The 21,604-nt window shown below is 34.2% G+C and carries 24 protein-coding genes; 8 read left to right on the top strand and 16 right to left on the bottom strand.

Annotation, left to right across the window (positions count from 1 at the left end):
• Positions 1-180: 180 nt before the first annotated feature.
• The 6 genes from ACFVR1_RS01335 to ACFVR1_RS01310 form a co-directional block, all read right to left on the bottom strand.
• A complete protein-coding gene (locus tag ACFVR1_RS01335; protein ID WP_387579346.1) occupies positions 181-393 on the bottom strand; it encodes an acyl-CoA carboxylase biotin carboxyl carrier protein subunit in 213 nt (70 codons plus the stop codon).
• Entirely contained in the window at positions 390-1,751 is a 1,362-nt protein-coding gene (locus ACFVR1_RS01330) for an acetyl-CoA carboxylase biotin carboxylase subunit (RefSeq protein WP_387579344.1), read from the bottom strand. Before ACFVR1_RS01330 ends, ACFVR1_RS01335 begins: the two co-directional genes overlap by 4 nt.
• 132 nt (positions 1,752-1,883) lie before the next feature.
• Positions 1,884-2,276 (bottom strand): transcriptional regulator, encoded by a 393-nt coding sequence (locus ACFVR1_RS01325; RefSeq protein ID WP_387579341.1) that lies wholly within the window; start codon positions 2,274-2,276, stop codon positions 1,884-1,886.
• A 61-nt stretch (positions 2,277-2,337) separates the two neighbouring features.
• Positions 2,338-3,099: an enoyl-CoA hydratase/isomerase family protein gene (locus ACFVR1_RS01320; RefSeq protein WP_387579339.1), complete on the bottom strand. Its 762-nt coding sequence runs from the start codon at positions 3,097-3,099 to the stop codon at positions 2,338-2,340.
• A gap of 92 nt (positions 3,100-3,191) precedes the next feature.
• A complete protein-coding gene (rpmF, locus tag ACFVR1_RS01315) occupies positions 3,192-3,365 on the bottom strand; it encodes a 50S ribosomal protein L32 (protein WP_053590111.1) in 174 nt (57 codons plus the stop codon).
• Positions 3,366-3,389: 24 nt separating this feature from the next.
• A complete protein-coding gene (locus ACFVR1_RS01310; protein WP_387579336.1) occupies positions 3,390-3,929 on the bottom strand; it encodes a YceD family protein in 540 nt (179 codons plus the stop codon).
• 345 nt (positions 3,930-4,274) lie between these two features.
• Here ACFVR1_RS01310 and ACFVR1_RS01305 point away from each other — a divergent pair, with 345 nt between their 5' ends.
• Entirely contained in the window at positions 4,275-5,489 is a 1,215-nt protein-coding gene (locus ACFVR1_RS01305) for a nucleotidyltransferase (protein WP_387579941.1), read from the top strand.
• Here the strand turns inward: ACFVR1_RS01305 and ACFVR1_RS01300 are convergent, their stop codons facing one another.
• Complete coding sequence (locus ACFVR1_RS01300; RefSeq protein WP_387579333.1) at positions 5,490-6,539, bottom strand: SepM family pheromone-processing serine protease; 1,050 nt, start codon at positions 6,537-6,539, stop codon at positions 5,490-5,492.
• 261 nt (positions 6,540-6,800) lie between these two features.
• Here ACFVR1_RS01300 and ACFVR1_RS01295 point away from each other — a divergent pair, with 261 nt between their 5' ends.
• Positions 6,801-7,682, top strand: a complete 882-nt coding sequence (locus ACFVR1_RS01295) for a hypothetical protein (protein WP_387579331.1) — start codon at positions 6,801-6,803, stop codon at positions 7,680-7,682.
• A 107-nt stretch (positions 7,683-7,789) separates the two neighbouring features.
• On the opposite strand, the gene coaD is transcribed toward ACFVR1_RS01295, so the two are convergent.
• The 3 genes from coaD to ACFVR1_RS01280 all read right to left on the bottom strand — a co-directional run bounded on the left by coaD (position 7,790) and on the right by ACFVR1_RS01280 (position 10,391).
• A complete protein-coding gene (gene coaD / locus ACFVR1_RS01290; RefSeq protein ID WP_387579328.1) occupies positions 7,790-8,275 on the bottom strand; it encodes a pantetheine-phosphate adenylyltransferase in 486 nt (161 codons plus the stop codon).
• 1 nt (position 8,276) lies between these two features.
• Positions 8,277-8,843 (bottom strand): 16S rRNA (guanine(966)-N(2))-methyltransferase RsmD, encoded by a 567-nt coding sequence (gene rsmD, locus ACFVR1_RS01285; RefSeq protein WP_387579325.1) that lies wholly within the window; start codon positions 8,841-8,843, stop codon positions 8,277-8,279.
• A 129-nt stretch (positions 8,844-8,972) separates the two neighbouring features.
• Positions 8,973-10,391, bottom strand: a complete 1,419-nt coding sequence (locus ACFVR1_RS01280) for a hypothetical protein (RefSeq protein WP_387579323.1) — start codon at positions 10,389-10,391, stop codon at positions 8,973-8,975.
• 52 nt (positions 10,392-10,443) lie between these two features.
• Between ACFVR1_RS01280 and ACFVR1_RS01275 the strand changes: the two genes are divergently transcribed.
• Complete coding sequence (locus ACFVR1_RS01275; protein WP_387579321.1) at positions 10,444-10,830, top strand: DUF7147 family protein; 387 nt, start codon at positions 10,444-10,446, stop codon at positions 10,828-10,830.
• 6 nt (positions 10,831-10,836) lie between these two features.
• Here the strand turns inward: ACFVR1_RS01275 and ACFVR1_RS01270 are convergent, their stop codons facing one another.
• Positions 10,837-11,109: a YlbG family protein gene (locus tag ACFVR1_RS01270; protein WP_151699299.1), complete on the bottom strand. Its 273-nt coding sequence runs from the start codon at positions 11,107-11,109 to the stop codon at positions 10,837-10,839.
• Between the two features lie 134 nt (positions 11,110-11,243).
• Here ACFVR1_RS01270 and ACFVR1_RS01265 point away from each other — a divergent pair, with 134 nt between their 5' ends.
• On the top strand, positions 11,244-12,146 hold the full coding sequence (locus ACFVR1_RS01265) for a glycerophosphodiester phosphodiesterase family protein (protein WP_387579319.1): 903 nt from the start codon (positions 11,244-11,246) through the stop codon (positions 12,144-12,146).
• A 705-nt stretch (positions 12,147-12,851) separates the two neighbouring features.
• Here the strand turns inward: ACFVR1_RS01265 and ACFVR1_RS01260 are convergent.
• Positions 12,852-13,301, bottom strand: a complete 450-nt coding sequence (locus tag ACFVR1_RS01260; RefSeq protein ID WP_387579316.1) for a YlbF/YmcA family competence regulator — start codon at positions 13,299-13,301, stop codon at positions 12,852-12,854.
• A gap of 82 nt (positions 13,302-13,383) precedes the next feature.
• On the opposite strand from ACFVR1_RS01260, the gene ACFVR1_RS01255 reads away from it, so the two are divergent.
• Positions 13,384-13,881 (top strand): PaaI family thioesterase, encoded by a 498-nt coding sequence (locus ACFVR1_RS01255; protein ID WP_387579314.1) that lies wholly within the window; start codon positions 13,384-13,386, stop codon positions 13,879-13,881.
• On the opposite strand, the gene ACFVR1_RS01250 is transcribed toward ACFVR1_RS01255, so the two are convergent.
• Entirely contained in the window at positions 13,830-15,260 is a 1,431-nt protein-coding gene (locus tag ACFVR1_RS01250; RefSeq protein ID WP_387579312.1) for a UDP-N-acetylmuramoyl-L-alanyl-D-glutamate--2,6-diaminopimelate ligase, read from the bottom strand. The two genes, ACFVR1_RS01255 and ACFVR1_RS01250, sit on opposite strands and share 52 nt — an antisense overlap.
• A 137-nt stretch (positions 15,261-15,397) precedes the next feature.
• On the opposite strand from ACFVR1_RS01250, the gene ACFVR1_RS01245 reads away from it, so the two are divergent.
• Positions 15,398-16,129: an amino acid kinase family protein gene (locus tag ACFVR1_RS01245; RefSeq protein ID WP_387579310.1), complete on the top strand. Its 732-nt coding sequence runs from the start codon at positions 15,398-15,400 to the stop codon at positions 16,127-16,129.
• On the opposite strand, the gene ACFVR1_RS01240 is transcribed toward ACFVR1_RS01245, so the two are convergent.
• The gene (locus ACFVR1_RS01240) at positions 16,130-17,206 is read right to left on the bottom strand and encodes a CAP domain-containing protein (RefSeq protein WP_387579308.1); all 1,077 of its coding nucleotides are present in this window, start codon (positions 17,204-17,206) and stop codon (positions 16,130-16,132) included. It abuts the gene before it with no gap.
• 152 nt (positions 17,207-17,358) lie between these two features.
• Here ACFVR1_RS01240 and ACFVR1_RS01235 point away from each other — a divergent pair, with 152 nt between their 5' ends.
• Positions 17,359-17,724 carry a YugN family protein gene (locus ACFVR1_RS01235; protein WP_387579306.1) on the top strand — a complete coding sequence of 122 codons (366 nt, stop codon included), beginning with the start codon at positions 17,359-17,361 and terminating at the stop codon, positions 17,722-17,724.
• 103 nt (positions 17,725-17,827) lie between these two features.
• A complete protein-coding gene (gene ytvI, locus ACFVR1_RS01230; protein WP_387579304.1) occupies positions 17,828-18,889 on the top strand; it encodes a sporulation integral membrane protein YtvI in 1,062 nt (353 codons plus the stop codon).
• A gap of 771 nt (positions 18,890-19,660) precedes the next feature.
• Here the strand turns inward: ytvI and ACFVR1_RS01225 are convergent.
• Complete coding sequence (locus tag ACFVR1_RS01225) at positions 19,661-20,122, bottom strand: DUF420 domain-containing protein (protein WP_387579302.1); 462 nt, start codon at positions 20,120-20,122, stop codon at positions 19,661-19,663.
• A gap of 71 nt (positions 20,123-20,193) precedes the next feature.
• Positions 20,194-21,105 (bottom strand): cytochrome c oxidase assembly factor CtaG, encoded by a 912-nt coding sequence (gene ctaG, locus ACFVR1_RS01220; protein WP_387579300.1) that lies wholly within the window; start codon positions 21,103-21,105, stop codon positions 20,194-20,196.
• Positions 21,106-21,604 lie beyond the last annotated feature (499 nt).

Genomic DNA, 21,604 nt, shown 5'->3' with positions numbered 1-21,604 from the left:
AAGTAAAGACCCTACAAATGGTATATTATTTTGGATTAAACGCTTAACAGATTCACTTACTGCCCTTATTAAAGAAATAGAAACATACTTGATAAAGCTTCTTGGTCGAGTTTACCCGACACAACGCTAAAAGCGGATTGAACCGAATATTATGATCGAAAAAGAAGAATTGAGTATTTTCTATTCAAATGTTACTAGAACATCGCCTTCGTTAACGAAATCTCCTTCTTTTGCATGAATTGTAGCTATCTTTCCTGCCACTTCAGCTTCTACCGGAATCTCCATTTTCATTGATTCTAACACCATTACTATTTGACCAGCGGATACCTCTTCCCCCACTGTTACGTTTACAGTAAATACTGTTCCTGCCATTGTCGATTCTAAATTTTTCATTTTGAAATTTCCTCCCTTTGTTGTTGCATCCATTCCCCTAAAACGGATGTTGAATAAATACCACTCTTAAAGCTTTCTGCATCTAAAAATTGTTTAAACAAATCAATATTTGTTTTCACACCTTCTATTTTAGCAGAAGAAAATACTTTTTGCGCTTTCTCGATTGCCAATTTTCTATTTTCTGCATGGATAATAACTTTAGAAATCATTGGATCATAAAAAGGAGTTACTTTGTTTCCCTCTTCATATCCTGCATCAAATCGAATTTCTGCTGAATCTCCCCAATATTCGTTCGTGATTGTCCCTGGTGAAGGAAAGAATGTTTTTGGATCCTCCGCATAGATTCTAAATTCTAATGCATGTCCATCTGAAGTGATTAATTGTTGGTCTTTTACAGGCAGATCTTCTCCAGCGGCTACCTTTAACTGCCATTCAACTAAGTCAAATCCTGTAACCGCTTCTGTTACTGGGTGCTCTACTTGAAGTCTTGTATTCATTTCTAAAAAATAAAATTGATGATTTTGATCCACTATAAATTCTACTGTCCCTGCATTTACATAATCTACTGCTCTCGCAGCTTTAACTGCAGCTTCAAACAATTTTTGTCGTGCTTCCTGCGGAAAATTAGGTGATGGCGACTCTTCAAGTACTTTTTGATTTCTGCGTTGAACGGAGCAATTACGTTCAAATAAATGAACGATATTTCCAGCTTTATCTCCAAAAATCTGCACTTCAATATGTCGAGATGCATCGATAAACTTCTCTAAAAATACGACATCATTTCCAAAATAAGATTTTGCTCTTGTTTTAATGGACTCAAAGTGTTTCTCTAAAGTCTCTTCATCGTCGCAACGAATCATTCCGATTCCACCGCCACCTGCACTTGCTTTAAGCATAATAGGATAACCAATTTTTAAAGCGGCCTCTTTTGCATCCGTAATAGTCGCTAAACCGTCTTCAGTTCCTGGAACAACAGGAACTTCTGCTTTAATCATCGTCAATCGAGAAGCAATTTTATCTCCCATCTTTTCAATTGTTTCAGGTTTTGGACCAATAAATGTGATTCCGGCTGCTTCCGCTTTTCGAGCAAAATCCGCATTTTCTGATAAAAAACCATATCCTGGATGAATAGCATCAACTTGCTCTTTTTTTGCAAGTTCAATAATGTCATCTACTTTTAAATATGATTGTTGAACTGGATTAGGTCCGATCAAAAAAGCATAATCTGCTTCTTTCACATATGGTAACTCTTCGTCGGCCTCCGAAAATATTGCGACTGTTTCAATGTTTAACTTTTTACATGTCTTTATAATACGTCTAGCAATTTCTCCCCTGTTTGCAATTAAAACTTTTTTCATTATCTTACCCCCTAAGTTAAAAAACGTGTTTACCCCATCTCTATTAGTCTATACGAATTATGAAAGCGAATTCAACTAAATATCATATTTTTTATAAAAAAAAGCCTCTACTATAGAGACTTCATTTATACCTTATTCTATATGCGTTATTCCTTGTCTCACCCAATTTACTAATTGTTCATAATCTCTTTTTAACAAGTTGTAAGCGTTAGATATTTCATCATAGGACTGTTTCATCTCATCATAACTTTCCATAGCCAACTGAAGATGGTTTTGTAATGTAGATGAGTCTGGAACTTCTCTTGCTTTCACTTCTCTTATAGTTGTTTTTCTTTGAAGGACAATTGGCCGTAAGTTTTTGTTCCATCTAAATGCACATGCCTGTTTGGAGCGACCTAACAAAATGCTTGCTTCTTCAAATCCTGAAATTTGGGTATGACCTTGCTCTATTTTCTTTAATACTAACTCTTTTAATAGATTGTCTTCTTCCACAGTCCAGCTATCTTTTCTAATTTTAACATTCATGTTTATCACCCTTTGCTTTTTTACTAATATATGCAAAGTGGGTACAAATAGACTCTAGATTTTATTTCTTTTTCTCTAAAAATGAATCGACTGCTTCATGGTGAATTTCTTGCTCCCAAAGAACTGCACAAGTTGCTACTTCTTCCATAACTCGATTAAATAATTTCTCTTGCTCCCATTTTCTTATGATTTGGGACTTATAAGCTCTTAAGACAGATGCATGTGGAATAATCATGTTTTGGGTAAACTTATTTAGAGCAATAAGTTTATCTCCCTCAAAAAGTTCTGTAGCCCAACCAATCGACAAAAGGTGATTAGCAGGATAAGGAACTGCTTCTGTTAGCATTTGAAGTACATAGTCGTGTCTCATTCCCTTTTCAAACAAGTAAGTTCCTCCACCCCATCCCGAAGTAATCGCTAATTTCCCTTGGATAAATCCGCATTTTGTTTCTTTTTTTACTAGACGATAATCGCAAAGTGTTGCTATCTCACAACCACCTCCTACTGCAGTTCCATTGATTAAAGCAATTGTCGGAATAGGTAGTGTAGCTATTTCGTATAAAACGTTTGCTATATTAGCTAACATTACATAAGATTCTTTCTCCGTCTTTAATTTATGGAAAACAGATAAATCACCTCCTGAACAGAATGATTTTTCACCTGCACCAGTTATTACTGCCAGTTTAATTGTTTCATTTGTTTTTACACTATGTATGAATTGCTTGAATCCCTCTATTACTTCTTCATTGATGGCATTATGAATGGAAGGTCTATTTATTTCAAAAATAATCATTTCATTTTTAATTTCGATTGAATAAGCCAAAGTTAGCACCCCTTTTCGAAAATATAAATAGAGAAAAAGGCTACCGAAGAGCCATGGTCTCTTTGGTAGCCTTTTAAGGAACAAATACTGAATTATTTGCTCACTACTTCTTTCCCTTTGTATTGACCGCATGATTTACAAATTCGGTGAGCCAATTTCATTTCACCACAATTTGGACAAGCAACCATACCAGGTACGGATAATTTAAAATGTGTACGACGTTTTCTTTTTACAGTTTTAGAAGTTCTTCTAGCTGGTACTGCCATTGGTGGCACCTCCTTACAGATCTATTATTCGTCTGTTTGATCAAAATACTTAGCTAATTCAGCAAGTCTTGGATCCAATTTTGGTTGATCATTTTCTATTTCATCATTTAGATCTTCATCTGTTGTATATGACCAGCCGGTTCCACCTTCGTGTTTAAATTGGTCTGCGCCTTCTTTATACACTTGCATAGGAATTTCTAGTAGGATTAACTCCTCTAGAACTGGATCTACTTGAATAACATCGCCTTCTACGACATGAAAATTATCATACGCTTGTGCAGATGCTAATGCAGTTTCAGACCAGCTGAAAATTTCATCAGATTGAATTTCAAATGGGTATTCTACATCTTCCCATGTGCGAGCACAAGGTAATATGAGCGTCCCAGAAAGTTGAAAATGACAAGTCATTTGCGCTGCACCAAACGTGCAGTGCCCTTTTACATGAACGGGTGAAATACTTCGAACGTCTGGGTTTCGTTCCTTCACATTTTGGAGAGTAACGAATTCATCTAACGTCATCCCGTTATCACGATATTTAGCTAATTGATGAATTGCCCATTTCATACGATTATCACCTCAAGACAACAAAGTTGATTATATAATGACTGGTTTTAGATGTCAAGATAATTTCTTGTCACTACATTATTTTAACATTATAATTGGAATAAGAAAAGCGAAAGCGCCTATGTCTGCCCCGACAGGCAAATGGGAAAGGTGTAGGTCTGCAAAGTTCGCCACATCCTGTGGCAATGCAGACATGACCCGCGTCGTGCGTGCCTAGGAGGCAGCTCTCCAGCCACCACAAACGCTCTTGTTTGCGACGAGCTTGCGCAGGAGCAGCTTTTTCACATTTGACCTCGAGGGGCAAGGCGCTGAAGTCTGGACAGTAAGGAAAGGAATTGATGGATGGTGAAAGCTACAGGAATTGTTGTGGAATACAACCCTTTTCATAATGGTCATTTACATCACTTACAACAGTCTCGATTAAAAACAAACAGCGACATTATTATTGCAGTAATGTCTGGTGATTTTTTACAACGCGGAGAACCCGCACTTGTTGATAAATGGACGCGTGCTAAAATGGCAATTTCTGCTGGTGTTGATTTAGTTATTGAATTACCATATGCATTTGCAACCGCCCAAGCAAGCGATTTTGCAAAAGGCTCCATCTTTTTATTAGATGCATTGAAATGTGATTCTTTTTGTTTTGGAAGTGAAGAAGGCTCTTTAGAAGCATTTCAACATACCTATCATTTATTATCGACCAAAAAAGAAGAATATAATACTTCTATTTCAAACTTTATAAAACAAGGCATTAGCTACCCGAAAGCATTGAACGAAGCATATAAAGTTATCTCAGAAGATTCTTCGATGTCGTTAGTCGATCTGTCTAAACCGAATAATATATTAGGATATCATTATATTGAGGCTGCTTATCAGTTAAATGCAGCAATTAGACCCGAAACGATCCATCGAGTTGTTGCAAACTATCACGATGAAGCAAAACCGTCCGAAACTATTGCAAGCGCTACAGGGATAAGAAAAGTATTATTTAATGAAATGGATCTTAAATCAATAAAAAACTTTTTGCCAGAAACAAGTTTAAGCGAATTAAAAGAATGGAAAAATACTTTCAAAACATTCGGAAGTTGGGAGATATTTTGGCCATCCCTTCGTTTAATAATATTGCGTCATTCAAAAGAACAACTTGCCAACTACGCTGAAGTAACAGAAGGTATGGAAAACGCCATTTGGAATGCTGCAATGAAAAGTAACTCTTTTCAGGAGTTTATGTTACAAATAAAATCGAAACGATTTACCTGGACAAGAATACAACGAATGATGACTCATATATATACCGGGTTTACTTGGGAACAATTAAAAACGATCGATGTGCCAACTTATATTCGTCCGCTTGCCATGAATAAAAATGGTCAGAATTATTTGCAATCAATAAAAAAAGACTTACCACTACCTCTTGTTAGTAGAGTAGCAGCATTTAAAGAAATTAATATGCTAGGACTTGATATGAAGGCTGCAAATTTATATTATTTAGGGTTACAAACTGATTATGCACAAAAAATGATTGGAAGTGATTATAGCATCACTCCAATCATTCAATAATTACATCTTAGGTTCTAATTTATCCAAGTACGCTAGAGCATCATCTACTGTTTTGACAGGCACAATTTTCATTTTTGTGCCTATTTTTTTTGCTGATTTTAAAGCCTCTTCATAATTGGATGTGAGTCCTGGATTGTTCGCTAAAATTGAAGGATCAATTTCATCATCAGGAGCAAACATAATTTCAATCCCTTTTCGATCTGCTGCAATTACTTTTAGTTCGATACCACCTATACGTCCTATTGTTCCATCTGGTTTCATTTCTCCAGTTCCAGCAATGTTATATCCTTTTGATATATCCTCTGGTATGAGTTGATTTAAAATTTCTAGTGTAAACATCAGTCCCGCAGATGGCCCCCCAATGTCCTCTGAGTTCATATGAACAACAGGGGTAGTTTCTACTTTTTTATCTTCGGTATACGATATCCCAATACCTGGTTTATCTAAAACGCCTGGTACTTTCTTTAATGTCACTTCTTTATTTAGCGTTTCTTTGTTTCTTTCAAGTTTTAATCGAATTACATCACCTTCACCTTTACCGGTTAAATAGGTTTTTAGTTTTTCCTCTGTTAGATCCTTTAAATCATCTAAAGCAATTATTTTATCGCCAGGTTCTAAAATACCATCCGCTGCACTATCCTTTAAAACATTAAAAATAAATATCCCATTATTAATTATGTGATAGGGCTTATTTGCACGATTATATGCTACAGATATTGCATTAAATTGAGAATCAGACATAAGCTTTAATTGACGAATATTATATTCTTTTTCATTTTCGTTAGGATTACGAATTTGCTTGGCTTGATAAATTTTCCGATTATCAGCTACTTTTGCATACAAATAAGTTAATGGAGTTGCTTTTGATAAAGAGATAGTTAGAAGACTCATATGTCCTTTATCATTTTTATCTCCACCTTCTACTTGAACAAATGGTGATAGTTCATATGCTCCACCAGGTTTGGATATATAAGAATCCATTGGGTAAAAGGATAGGGATGCAACTATCGCTAAAATTAATATGAAAATTATCGGTTTTTTATTGAACATAATTTATTTATCCCTTCCTTTCTTTTTTTCATACTCATAAGTTTATCACTTCCATTTTTTTCTGACAAAACAAAAGATAAATAAAAATGATAGGTTTTCGTTAATTTTAGAACGATGTTTTCTATTAAGAGCTTTTATAGGAGGAACGCCTATTTATGGGACGTGCTAAGTAGGAACAATGGGTTTTCTATCGTATTTGGACGCTTACCAATAACTGAGCAGGAAAATTTTTTTAGATCAGAATATAAAGGATGAATTCATTTGCACAAAATAGTGACGTTTAGTAGTTGGGCACTCATTATTCTTCTGTTTTTGCAACCAGGTGTTGCTCATAAGGGAGCTATTGAAGGAATGCGAATATTTACAACAGCTTTACTCCCTTATTTACTTCCATATCTTGTTATCACGCAGATGTTTATTCGATCACAAAATACTTTTTTAAAAACCAAAAATAAGTTTAAACTGTATATAAATATCTTTCTTTTGAGTGCTATAGGAGGCTTTCCGAGTGGTGCAGCCATTATTTCATCTCTTAAGGAAATGGGGACCTTAAATAATCGAAATGCAAGTTGGTTGTTGGGAATTTGCCATGCACCAAGTCCAATGTTTGTCATTGGGTTCGTAGGTATTGAAATTTTCCAAGCGGAAATTTCCGGATTAAAGTTGTTAATCATTATCCACTCTCTAAACTTTTTATTTTTATTAGTATTCATCATATTCTCCCCCGCTATTCAAAATAATGTTGAAACTATTAAAACATCATCTTCACCATTTCAAGAAAGTATAAGAGAAACCTCTCAAATATTAATGCTTATTGGAACAACTGTTGTCTTCTTCACTACCGTTAGTATTATTGTTTTCGAGTCTGTAAAAGAGATACTACCTTCCATATCACCGTTGGTACTTGTATTTGTTGCCTCATTCTTTGAAATGACTGGTGGTATTAGTCTCGCAGGAGAAATATTATCCGGAAAAGCCATGCTTCCTATAATTGTTGCACTAATTATTGCATTTAGTGGGGTAAGTATCCACATGCAAATCATCGTTTTAGCACAAAAAGCAGGAATCTCTATCCGTAAATACCTACTTTTCCGCATACTCCATATTATCCTTATCCCTACTATCTTTTTCTTTATTGCATGATTATTACAAAATTGTTACTGGTGCCTGGCACCAGTAACAATTTTGTAATAACTTAGAGATAGCGGAGGTTTTTACGCAAAAAAATAAACCTTGCAAGGTCTGCAAGGTTAGTTTGTTTTGTATTTGGACTTTAGCGCTGCTTCGACTTGTGGAGGTACGAGCTCGCCAATGTATCCTCCGTATTTGGCAACTTCTTTTACAATACTAGAACTTAAAAATGAATATTGGTTTTTGGTCATGATAAAGAATGTTTCAATTTCATCATTTAATACTCGGTTCATTGAAGTGATTTGCATTTCGTATTCAAAGTCGGACACTGCTCGTAATCCTCGAATAATTGCACTAGCATCAACGCTTTCAGCATAATCCATTAATAATCCCGAAAATGTTTCTACTTTAACATTTTTAAGATGAGAAGTTGCATCTACGATAAGTTTCATTCGTTCCTCAACTGTAAATAAAGGATTTTTAGAGGAGTTATTTAATACAACAACATTCACTTGTCCGAAAATGGATGCCCCTCGACTAATTATATCTAAATGCCCATTTGTAATCGGATCAAAACTTCCTGGTACGACTGCAATTTTAACCAACTTAATTCCCCTCTTCCATATGTTTACGATAAATTGAAATAACAGTACTTCCATAAGTTTCTCGTCTAACAAGCATAAAAGTTCCTAAGTTATCTTCTAAATTAACAGTTTTGTCATGTTCACAGACAATAATTCCTGTATCCTTCATACATCCAATTTCAACAACTTTTTTTGCTAAATCATAAAACATCACTTTACTATAGGGGGGATCTATAAAGAGCAAATCAATTAAAAGTTCTCTCTTTTCAAATGCTTTTACTGCTCTAGAAGCATCGATTTTATAAAGTTCACTGTCTTCTTCCAATCGACATTTCTTTAAATTTTCTATAATAGTTTGAAGCGCTTTTTGGTCTTTTTCGATAAAAATACAACTATCTATTCCACGGCTCATCGCTTCAATGCCCAAACTTCCGCTACCAGCAAATAAATCTACAGCAATCCCGCCATCGAAATAAGGACCAATCATATTAAAAATAGATTCCTTCACTTTATCTGTTGTAGGTCTCGTATTTGTTCCTGGAACTGCTTTTAAAGGCAATCCTTTTCTTGATCCTGATATCACTCTCATATCGTTTCTCCTAGCTATCAAATTCTTCTAGAAGGATTTGTTTCCAAGATTAGCTTTCCTTCACGAAGTTTAGCCTCACAGGAATCATTGAACCCCACTGTTTTTTACTGCTTTACATTTCTAATCCGATCAAAATAACGCAGATTGTGTTATATTAATCCTTTTATCCTGCTTTTCAATATCAACTAAAAACAAACGAATCATCCACGCTTCTTCAATATAATAATCAGATCCTATTTTTTCGAATGGTTCTGACATCGCATCAAATCTTTTTTTGTTTAATACATAAAAAGGTTCATGGATTGGAAAACGAAAAGCTCGCGTGTCATTTTGAACGTATAGTCCTTTTTCTGTTTCTTTAAAGGTGTATCCTAAAACCTCTAGTAATGGTTCAGCTCCAAATAACACCTTTCCATCTTTAAACAATACTTTCATATCTTCTTGTTGTAGTTCATTAATATAAACAGTTCGACTGTCTTCAAATAATAATGGGAAATATTCCTTCCCTGCCTGCAAATTTAAAGTAAAATAGTAAGTTTTTAGACCAATTGTATTTGACAGTAACTTATCTAACTTCTCAGCATCTAATTTTCGATTTCTATTAACTTTTGAATTCCAATCAGCCAGTTGCTCTGATGTAAAATAATTATTCAGTGTTTCATACATCCAAACAGCCTTCTCAGAACCAATTGGGTGATTGACTAAATAACTACTAATAACTTCAGCTAACAATAAATTGGATGAATCCATCCCGTATTTTAGCAAGACATTTTTTACAATTAATTCTCTATGTACAGTGGCAATGTCTTCACTATCAATAAAAGCAATCCTTGATGCATTTATATCTTTTTTATTATTTTCCATAAGTACAGATACATGTTCTTTATTTGGTATATGTAGTTCTTGTAATTGGGTTATGAATTCTTTAGAGAGATCTTTCTGTGAATAAATAGTAAAATAATCATCTTCGTATTTTACAGGTAACACATCTTTTTGCCAATATAATTCCGAAATATCACCTGGACCATATGAAAGCGAGTAATCAATTAAATTCAAAGAGGCGCTTCCAATAATCGGTAACCCACTAACCCACATTCCTCCTCGTTTTAACTCATCTGTGACATGAAGAGTTGAATAAGAAGATTCACCATTTTCTATTTTGGCAAGGAACCCAGATAATAAATTTCCATCTTGAAAAGTTTCAGTAAATGGTAATTCATAAGAAATGCTTTGTTGGGAAGCTTCACCCTCTTTAAAAACAGTTAAATCTTCGGATAAGCGTTGACAACTCTCACCCATACTTAAATCGCAACTTCTATTTTCGCTTGAAATTGGCCATAAAATAGTCATTGGCTCTTTTGGGAGATTGTTGAAATGCTGTTTAACAATGATCTTATTACTTTTCAATTTCAATTCTATCTCTTGTTCATAATAAAATGATGCTCCATCCTCTTCCAAAGTTGAAGAGTAGACGTGATATTGAAATAGTAAAAGAACGCTATTCGTAACAATAAGTAACATGGATAAAAAACTTATAACAAATTTCATAGAACAGTCCTCCAACAAAGTGGTAAGATGGATTGGAAAGGAAGTGTTTTCAATGATTCAACGATTTATTGAACTTGGTGAGGGCTATGGAGATATATTTGAGCTTTGTGAACTCGCTAAAGTTAACAAAAGTCGAATTCACCGGGCTTTTATCTTTACCTCTAAAAAACAAGAGCAAGAATATTGTTCGATCGCAGTTGCCCTTAAACCAGTCAATAATGCTAATTTTTTTCCGATTTATATATGTCTTGAAGGAATACCTAAAACAACAACAATCTCCAAAAGGCTTTCTACCTTTAATGAAACTTTAGAAGAGCTAAGTATTGTGCCCGTTCATATGGATATTAAACATTCAACGACCTTTGTTGATAAAGGATTATTCTATCAGTACGTCATCGGAATCCTACGTTTAAATCATTTCATACCGCCGTTACAATAGATTAGGCTATAAACCAATTTTATAATCATATTCTTTCGCTTTATCTGGCTTACTATTTTCAAATTCAGTCTTTAAAAATGGACGATAAGATTCCAAAATTTCTTTCACAAAAGGAAGTTTATTCATCTTTTGTTTAGCATTTTCTATCTGATCTTGATCGCAATATAAAACAACATATTTTAGTCTTTTCGAAATATAATGGACATGTCCATATTTCCGTAAAGATTTTGCTTGTTTTAAATGATGCACATAGACAACTAATCCTTGTCTTTCTGTCATACGATTCCCCTCATTTCTTCCTTTCAAGGATAACATATGCATGAAATTGATAGCAACAACAACTAGCTGACAGTTTGAAAGCATTTCGATATAATAAAAACTACCTTTGGATTTAAAAGGAGGATTAAAAAGTAATGGGTAAAAAAACGAACGTAGCCTTTGCCATTGCAGCAGCTGCTGGAGCAGCTTGGGCTAGCACAAAAGCATTTTCCAAACCTCAAGGTCGCTCAGCAAAAGAAGCTCTTGAATACGAACACCCCATTATTCTTGCACATCGTGGAGGATCAGCACTTGCACCAGAATGTTCACCTTCCGCTTTTGAGATTGCAGCAAAACTTGGAGTTCATGGATTTGAAATAGATATAAGATTAACAAAAGATGAGGAAATTATTGTATTTCATGATGAGTATTTGGGTAGAGTTACGAACCTTACAGGTAAAGTGGCAGACTATCCATTAAATGAACTAAAAAAAGCTGATTTAGGATATCATTTTGTAGATTTAGAAGGAAAAAATTCCTATCGAGATGGCGGAGAGCAAATAATGACATTAGGAGAACTTCTAGATAAGTATCCTCAGATGTTGATAAATATAGATATTAAAGATGCTCCACAAACATACGAGGGTAGTTTAATGCCTTCTAAGCTCTGGAGATTACTTGAAGAGAAGGAAGCATTTCAACGAGTTGTTGTCACAAGTTTTTATGATGAACAAATTGATCGCTTTAACTTATATGCTCAAAACACTGTTGCACTTGGAGCTGGAGAAAGAGAAGTACGTAAAGCCTATGCAGCATTTACTAGTCAATTTAAACATTTGTACCACCCTAAGGCAGACGTTTTTCAAATACCTGTAAAATCAAGTATGTTTCCTTTAGATAGTGCTCATTTCATAAAATTTTTAAATTCCTTAAACATTCCAGTTCATTATTGGACAATTGACGATCCTATTATGATGAAAAAGCTTATTAAAAACGGAGCAAAAGGAATAATTACAGATCGACCTGATTTAGCAATTGAAGCATTAAAGCTAGACTAAGATACTTTTAGAAAAGCGCAAGCCCCTTTTAAGTGCATCTAGCTTCACTAATTCCTGAGTGCTTTGGACAAAACAATAGCTACACTATTACCGGTGAATTTTGAGGAGTTGGAAGTGACTACATCACTTCCAACTCCTCATTTCCGGTCATCTTGTGTCAGATGTTTATCCGTCGCCCTCTTGGAATTTGTGAGGACATGAGCCTTGAGACCCCGCAGGTAGCGAAGCGAACGAGGAGGCTCAAGACATGTCCGCGGAAAGCGAGCGCCGGAACGGAAAGCAACAACGCGTTGAATGGATTACTATCTTTAATTTGCTTTTTATAGATATTACACTTGACTAGAGGTAAGAAAGCGTCCGCCTGCAGCGGAAATCAACCGTATAAAAAATTTATATACTTTCTTATTCTGTTAGAAAAGCGCAATCTCTCTTTTAAGTACATGTAGTCTTCACTATTTTCTAGAGTGCTTGGGACGAAGCATTTGCTTCACTATTACTCTCACTTCTCTATCCACTTTTTTCGTTTATATTGTGGAAAGTATTGTCCGCCACACTCTTGCAGTTTGTGAAGACATAATGCGATGGAGGTAGCTCGGCGTTCAAACCATGGATAGCGAATACATCTGTGAAATCTAGACAATAACTATTTAGTACCGTTATAATTAAAAGGATGTGTGCAAGTTTGCACACATCCCTTTGTTTTCATTATGCAGAACAGGAACATGATCCACCTGTTCCACAACCGCTTCCACAGCTAGAACCGCTTGATGCGAAAAACGGATTACTTACCGGTACTTTAACGCCTTCTGAAACAGATTTACCGATCAACAAGCTCACTTCATCTAACAAGTCTTGCAAGTCGTTCTCAGCAACTTTAAGTGTTGCAATTTCATCCACCATATCCAGTTTCCGCTTAGTTAATCGGATATCCTTCATTACTTTTGAATAATCTGGATGATATTTTCCGAACCGTTGAACCTCTTCATATTGGTCTTTTAGTTTAGTGAAGTTATTTATTTCACTAACTAGGTTCGAATTTGTATATACAGCACGATGTGCATCTAAGTATCGATAAAATAGTTCAGAGGAAAGAATCATTTTACATAGTTTATCTGAGTGGTCCATTAAAATAGCCCATTCATTGGTCATAATCATCTGATAATCCTCCTATCCTATTTATCATAACAAAAACTAAAACTAATTGCTAAACTATTATCTTATTGTTGGGAGTAAAATAATGAATGAATTACAATCATTAATCCACCAAGTTACTAAAAATGCTTCAAATATTGAAATAGATTTACTAACTGAATTTTTGAAAGGCATACAAAACAAACAACAAAATGACGCACCTACATATTTAAATGCAGTTTTCCATATGGATACTCAATTTATAGAGGAGACATGTGTTGTAACTTTACCAGTAACTCCTCTATCCTTTAATAGCTTCGGAATGCCACATGGTGGAGTTATCGCAACTCTTTCAGATAATGCAATGGGATTTCTAGTTAATAAAAACTTAAGTTCTGAAGGTAAGGGTGCGGTGACTGCAAACATGACAATTCATTTTGTCAAAGCGTCTACAGAAAAAACGTTGATAGCTACTGCTTCATACATTCATAAAGGGCGTCAAACTGTAGTTATGGAATGTACAGTGACACAGCCAGATGGTAAAAAAATTGCTTATGCAACTGGATCATTTTTTGTTATCACTCCACCTAACTCATCGAAATAATTTCGTACAACCTCATGATCAGAAAAAGGGACTACAAGATCATTAATAATTTGTTCTTGTTCATGTCCCTTTCCTGCTATTAATACAATATCCCCTTTTTTAGCATTGTTTAAAGCAGTAATAATTGCTTGTTTTCGATCTGTTTCAATGATAACCTTATCTGAATCTGCTCCTTTTAAAATATCTTCAATAATATCGATAGGATTCTCATTTCTTGGATTATCGTTCGTTATTATAGCAGTAGTAGCATATTTTGTTGCAACCTCTCCCATCCACTTTCTCTTTTGCTTATCTCGATTTCCACCACACCCGAAAACAACAAATATATTCTGAAGGGCATAGGCTGATACGGCGGATAAACTTGCTTCTAGTGCATCGGGAGTATGTGCATAATCAATTATTACTTCAATTCCTTTATCGTTATGAATTCGCTCTAACCTTCCTTTAGGGAGATTCACTTTTCTCAATTCGTCAATTTTAATGTCTAATGCTTGCATCACTGCAATTGCAGCTGCTAGATTCATACCATTATAATAACCATTATTATTCATAACAACTTGCAATTCTTTTTCTTTCATAAAATATTTATATCGAACTGTCTCTGTTGTATTATCCATTATTTGATACACAACATCACTTCTTTCATTTTCTCCAAATCGAGTTACCGGTAAAAAGGATTTTTCTCCAATCGATTTACACCACTCATCATCCTCATTAATAACAAGTTTCTTAGAGAGGTAAGTAAGCAATTCCTTCGACTTTTTATAGGGAACCATTCCTCCATGAAACTCAATATGATCTTTCCCAATGTTTAAAAATACACCAACGTCTATTGGGTAATTACCTAATCTTTGATCTAACAACCCTTGAGAAGAAGCCTCTAACACGATATATTCCACATTATGTTCATAACAATATTTAACTACTTGGATAAAATCATAAAACGGTAAAGTTGTATTATTACGTAAGTAGGAATCTAGTTTTTCACCGTTTACATAGACTCCTAAAGTTCCAATAACACATACAGATTTTTTTTGTTGCATTAATAACTGGCCTACAAATGAGGCAACAGTAGTTTTGCCGTTTGTTCCGGTTATACCGATTGTTTTAATTTGTTTTCCAAAAAGTTTATATGACACAATAGATACTCTTCGCATAAAATGTTCCATTTCAGAAGGAATTATTATTTGCGGAACAATACAATCATGGATAAAACATTCTGTTAAGATTGCAATTGCTCCTTTTTGAATTGCTTCCTCCACAAATGACCGATTGTTTGTCAAAGATACAAAAATATCCCCTTCTTGAACTTGTTTAGAATGGTCTATCCATCTATATATTTTTAAATTTGACACATCTCCAACTATCTCATATTGCAATCCACCTAATAAGTCTTTTAAAGAATAAATAATTCATCACTCCCTACACCATTCTTGTGTGTTCGCATAAAGTAAAATGATTCCTTGTATCGTATGAACGGAGTGAATAAAATGTCACGAGTGAAGTGGATGAAGTTATGATTGTTCAAAAATATGGTGGTATTGCAATGCAAGATCATCAAAGCAGGCAATTGATCATTAAGCATATTCAAAAAGCAATGAAAAATCATGAACAAGTGTTGGTAGTTGTTTCTGCCATGGGAAGAAGAGGTCAGCATTATTCAACAGATTCACTTTTAGACCTTATTCCAACAACTCTAAGTAGTGTTGAGTCAGATTTACTGTCAGCATGTGGTGAGTTAATTTCTGCATCTGTTTTATGTGCAGAATTAAAAAAAGGAGGAATTAACACTACAGTTCTTTATGGAAAGAACGCTGGAATCATCACAAATGAAGCATACGGAAACGCAAATATTATAGGGGTCAATACAAATATATTATATTCTACCTTCAAAGATTTTCATTGCATTATAGTACCTGGATTTCAAGGTATATCCGAAAAAACAAACAATTTTACTACACTAGGTAGAGGTGGAAGTGATTTTACTGCGGTTTTTTATGGGCATCATTTAAAAGCGGAGGTTGTAGAGTTTTATAAAGATGTTCCTGGTGTAATGACTTCAGATCCTTCTACAAACAAATCGGTCGAACTAATACCTGTAATGTCTTATGAAGAACTTCAAACTATAATAAGTGCTCCTGTAGAAATCATTCAAAAAAGAGCAGCTAAATTTGCTGCTCTATACAGAGTTCCATTGCATATACGCTCGTTATTTGAAGAAGAAGATGGAACTTTCGTCTTTCATTAGTTAATGTCTATCCTCTTTAGCAATCGATCTTTCAATTAGGTTCTGAGTATAATAATTTCCATACACTCCTACACCAATGTGAGTGTACTTTCTCCCTAATATGGTATCTCTATGACTTTTTGAATTTATCCAGCCATTTACCGCTTCTCCAGCATCAAAATAAAAAGCAGCAGTATTTCCACCAGCTCTCGAAAATTCTATGTTCGATTCTTTTAAAGTATCACTTAAACTAGGAATTTCATTTGATTCATTTATTACAACATTATTTTTAGCCATTTCTTTACTTTGCTCTCTAGCAATATTTTGTAATGCCATATCTGAATCCAATGAGCTTACACCATGTCTAAGTCTAAATGCATTTGTAATTTCATATATTTGTCTTTCATTTGCTCGATCTACTGCAATTTGGAAAGATGAAGATGGTGTATGAGTTTCAATCATCGAACCACTATACAAAATATCATATGGTTTCTGTAGTAATAGAGTCTCTGGATCAGAGAATCGGACTGCTTCTAATAGTTTGTCATTTACATCAATATATAAAATAGCAAGTAAATTATCAAATTGGACTAAAATTCGATCATTTATATCTTCTTCATTTAACGAAAAGGTGTATGTATTCGAATCGATAGTTATGGTAATTTCAGATTGAACGAGTGTAAAACGGTAAATGTCTTCAATAGATTGGCCAATATTATATGGTGTGACATCCACTTTATTACCTATAACAAATACTTGTTTTACTTTTTCATCGGATACTCCTATTAATTGATAACTCGAAAAAGAAGTATTATATACCCACCAATCATAACCGTATGCAGATGGCTCAATTCTCGTTGGTTTTCCCAATAGCTTAATTACTTCTGAAGTTGGTCGACCAACTAATACGGAAATGCCGGTTTTTGGCCTGGAAAAAATACTGTTGGTTTCTACAATTTCTTCTGTTTCTTGCGGAATTATCTGTCCCTTGTTATTCGATCCGGTGAGTAATTCATTCTCTTGAATAGGATTATCAAAATATATAAATAACACTAGTATAATAGCAATAGCGATTAAAATGCGAAATAGAATTTTCATCTTATTTAACTCCTTAGTTTTTAATCCATTTTCACTAGTATATCAAGCATGTACACAAAGACACAATGTTGTCATTGCAACATATTCAATTTTGAATTAATATTAATGAGAACGTATTCTTTGGTAATTTGAAAGTGAAGGAGGACTTTTCAATGGATTTCGAAAACACAGGTATAGAAAACACTGTCATTGATCTTAACGTATTAGATGATCTAATGAAAAATCACGGTTTAATTCGTGCGGGTCAATGGGATTATGAACGCGTTACTTACGATAAAAAATATGAAATAAAAGAAGGTATCTTTTATCTTCGTGTATTTGGATTTACAAAAGACGGTGACGTTGGATCACATGATGCAAATATCACATTATTGAAACCTGCTCTTGGTAAACACTACTATCCACACGGTATTGAGTATGGTGAAAATGAGGTTTTCCCTAATCATTTAGTCAAATCATGTGAGAAAACATTAACTGCACTTAAAGCTGATTTAAAAGCTTTTGAAATAAAAGCTTAATTTGAATGGCGCTAGAGAAAAATTTCTCTAGCGTTTTTTCGTGTTCAAAAGTATAAACTTTGACTATACTTAATTTAACAATCATAAGAAGGTGGTACTGCAATTGTTAAATAAAGTGTATATTAAAAAATATATTAAATACTTTTTTCTTCTTTTGTTCCTTTTTTTGATTGCATTTTTTATCTTGCCAGTCTCGGTTCCGATTGTATTAGCTTTACTTACCGCGATTGCGATTGAACCTCTTGTTAAGTTCACACAATTAACATTCAAATGGAATAGAAAGCTTGCTGTAATCACAAATTATTCCTTCTTTCTATTGATTATCTCCATTGGTTTATATTTTGCCATTACCAAACTTATCTCTCAGTTAATAAATACAACAAAAATAATTCCAAATTATTTAAACAACGTTACTGGAATGTGGATAGATATTCAAAATAACCTATTTAAATATACAGACGGATTACCATCGGAAGTGGTAATGTCTATACAGAATAAGTTGGATGATACTTTATTAAATATAAAAGATTCTTTACTTGATTTATTAAGCTACTCGAATATCACTGCCCTGCTTACAAATATCCCAAATTTTTTAGTTAGTTTCCTCGTTTTCATAGTAGCATTATTTTTATTTATGCTCGATTTAGAACTTTTACGACTAAAGCTTTTTCAATATTTCTCCGACACTACTGCTGAAAAAGTACGATTCATGGCAAAAGGAATAAAAAAAGTTGTCATTGGCTTTTTAAAAGCACAAATATTGGCAAGTTTTTTCATTTTAGGAGCTACTGTTATAGGATTAATGTTAATTGCTCCAAAGCACGCAATAATCATGTCAATTATTATTTGGATTATTGATATAATACCAATTTTAGGTTCTATCATTATTCTTGCACCTTGGGCTCTCTATCATTTCTTTACAGGGGATGTCGCTTTAGGTACAAAACTTACTATTCTCGCGGTTATTTTAATCATTATTAGAAGAACAGTGGAACCGAAATTAATGGGTTCACAAATGGGAATTTCGCCATTAGCAGTCCTCATTGCAATGTTTGTAGGTGCTAAGTTATTTGGTTTCCTTGGATTTATTATAGGACCAATAATAGTAATTTTATTTATTTCAGCAAAAGAATCAGGAATGATTAGACTTAATTTTAAGGTATAAGAAAGGCACAAGTGAAATTAGTGCCCCTTGTCTTCACTATTTCCTAAGTGCTTTGGACTAAACATTGGCTACACTATTAGAAGTACATTAGGGAGCAGTGACTACATCACTTCCCTCTTATTTATCGGTAATCTTATGGCGGATGTTTGTCCATCGCCCTATTTGAAGTCAAGGTGCTTTTGGTTTGGATACTAAAGATAATATCCTGTCTCCTGTCATACTCTTAAAAGCATCCGAAGATACAATTTCGGATGCTCTATGCTTCTTTATCAGTTGTTACTACTTACCCTTTTAGTGCCACCGGTTATAACTTCATTATTTGCTATCACGAGACTCCTGCGGGAATAGCGATACTCTTAAGACCCCGCACGCACGAAGCGTAAAATAGGAATGTAGGCTAAGGGTGCGTCGTCCTAAGTCCATTCCTTCATGACCGACAACGTTGTGGCCCACTCGTCGTTCCACCTGGGGAAAGCGAGCGGTAATCTTCGGAAAACAATGTGGTGGTGTAAGTTATTCATGAAAACGGGATATTCAACTTTTCAATTGTCATATCTCATATAAGTTCAGTACCCTCTTATCGTTAATACAGAGTCGCTGGTATCATAAAATTCAAAACGCTCATGTTGTCTTCACCATTCCTGAATGCTTTGGTACAAACATTGGGTAAACTATTTTAGTAGAACATCATGGACATTAATATTATTAAAAAAGAATAAAAAAGTAGCCTGCATCGTTTATGATACTGGCTACTTTTTTATTAATTTCGAGTTATCCACCAATTATTGCTTTTATTACAGAGGTAGTTTCTCCACCATGATAAAATACATACAACAGTAAATAGACAGCTACTCCTGTTATTGCAACAAAGAACCAAATGATACTTGTAATTGGTCCAATTTTACGGTGCTTCGCGATATTATTCTTTAAACCTAAATAAATAGTCACAATTCCAAACACTGCCCCTGTAGTTGCTAATGTAATATGAAAAATCAAAAAGATTGTGTAATATATTTTAATATCTTCAGGTCCACCAAAAGCAGTATTACCAATAAATATTGTACGTGAAAGGTAAATGATAAAAAATACTAACGCTGATATAGCAGCAGCAAACATCATTTTCTTATGCGCTTCTATTTTCCTTTTTTTTATCAAGACCCAACCAATTGCAATTAATATAGCACTTAGTACGATAAAAAAAGTGCTGATGGTAGGTAGTATAGGTAAACTCATCCTCATTCTCCTCAAAATACATTGTTATTTTAACTTATAAGAAAGCAAAAATTCATTTCATCCTTGAATAACTATGCTCTGCTTGAATTATGCAAATCATCCAATGCTTTTTGTGTAATATCATCTGCATTTTCTTGCTCATTCCGATACCACGCAAAGAAAATTGAAAACAGTACAAACCCATAAATAATTTCTTGAATGATTTTCATAATAACTCCACCAAGCTGTTGATCTTCAAAAGGTGGCATATTTGAAAATAGCTCTGGTCCAGATAAGGAAAGACCAGCTAATGTACTATTTGGTACACATAATGCCATAGCTTTCAACCACGCATCTGGATTTGTATAAGTTGCGTACATAGGTGTATCAGAGAAGATAATAAGAGCACATGCAGGAGTTATCAAAACCGCACTTGCGATTATGTAGCCTATTTTTTTTAACCCATGTAATTTATTTTCAACACCATGAATATCGATAATAGACCACCACATAAAAATTGCAGAAATAAACAATATGAACGTATAAGTTCCATGTAAACCTTCATTTAATTTAATATAATCAAAAATTAAAGGAATATGGTAAAGAGAAAATAAACCAGAAAATAACACTAATGCAAACAAAGGTCTTGTAAAAAAAGTAAATGCCTTTTTAACAACTGGTAATTCTATTACCGCTTTCCATACCCACCATGGGATTCCCTTCATCATAAGAGGTGGAACTAGTAATAATAAGAGCGCCATTTGCGTCATATGAAAAGAAAACATAATATGACCCATTAAATCTATAGGAGAGCCTTTCACAATATATAAAAGGACTAAACTAATTAAAAAATATACCGCTTCTTTTCTTTTCAATGGTTCGGAAACTTTAAAGTCTTTTCTCCATTTAACTGTAATTAAGAAATATAATATTGTAATTAAAATTAACACGCCAATCATGATAGGACTCCACAATGCTTGAAAACCAAATATACTTATAGGCATTAGATACCTCGCTCCTTCCTACATTACTTTCCCTATTATAATGCTCTATACCTATAACTTCAATGAACGAACTATGACAAATACAAATAATATAAGCGCAAGCGCACTTTAAGTACAAAACCTATTTCCAATAGTTTCCGGAGGGCTTTGGATAGACTTGAGTTATATCATTACCGAAAGCTATAGAAGAGGCAGGTCGTCTAACCGTCGCGCTCCTCCAACTTTAGGAATAAGATTAAAACCTTTTTGGAAAATGAAAGAAAAGATCCTTTCTTACTCATACAGGAAACTCCCGAAGATACAATTTCGCGAGTTATATTAATTTTTTATTTGATGTATGCTTCCTATTTTTCACCAGCGTATTCTACATATAAGTTTACCTTTAGTTGATTGGAGCGAAAGGCGGCAACTCCTAGGGAATTAGCGAGCAAATCAAGACCCTGGACGGAGCGTAGCGAAATTAATTTTTGCGACGAGCTTGTGCAGGAGCAAAATCTTT

It is taken from the genome of Psychrobacillus sp. NPDC058041 (assembly GCF_042885655.1).
In the GTDB taxonomy this organism is placed as follows: domain Bacteria; phylum Bacillota; class Bacilli; order Bacillales_A; family Planococcaceae; genus Psychrobacillus.
The sequence above is the reverse complement of the archived record's forward strand: the minus strand, read 5'-3'. Positions and strand labels throughout refer to the sequence as shown.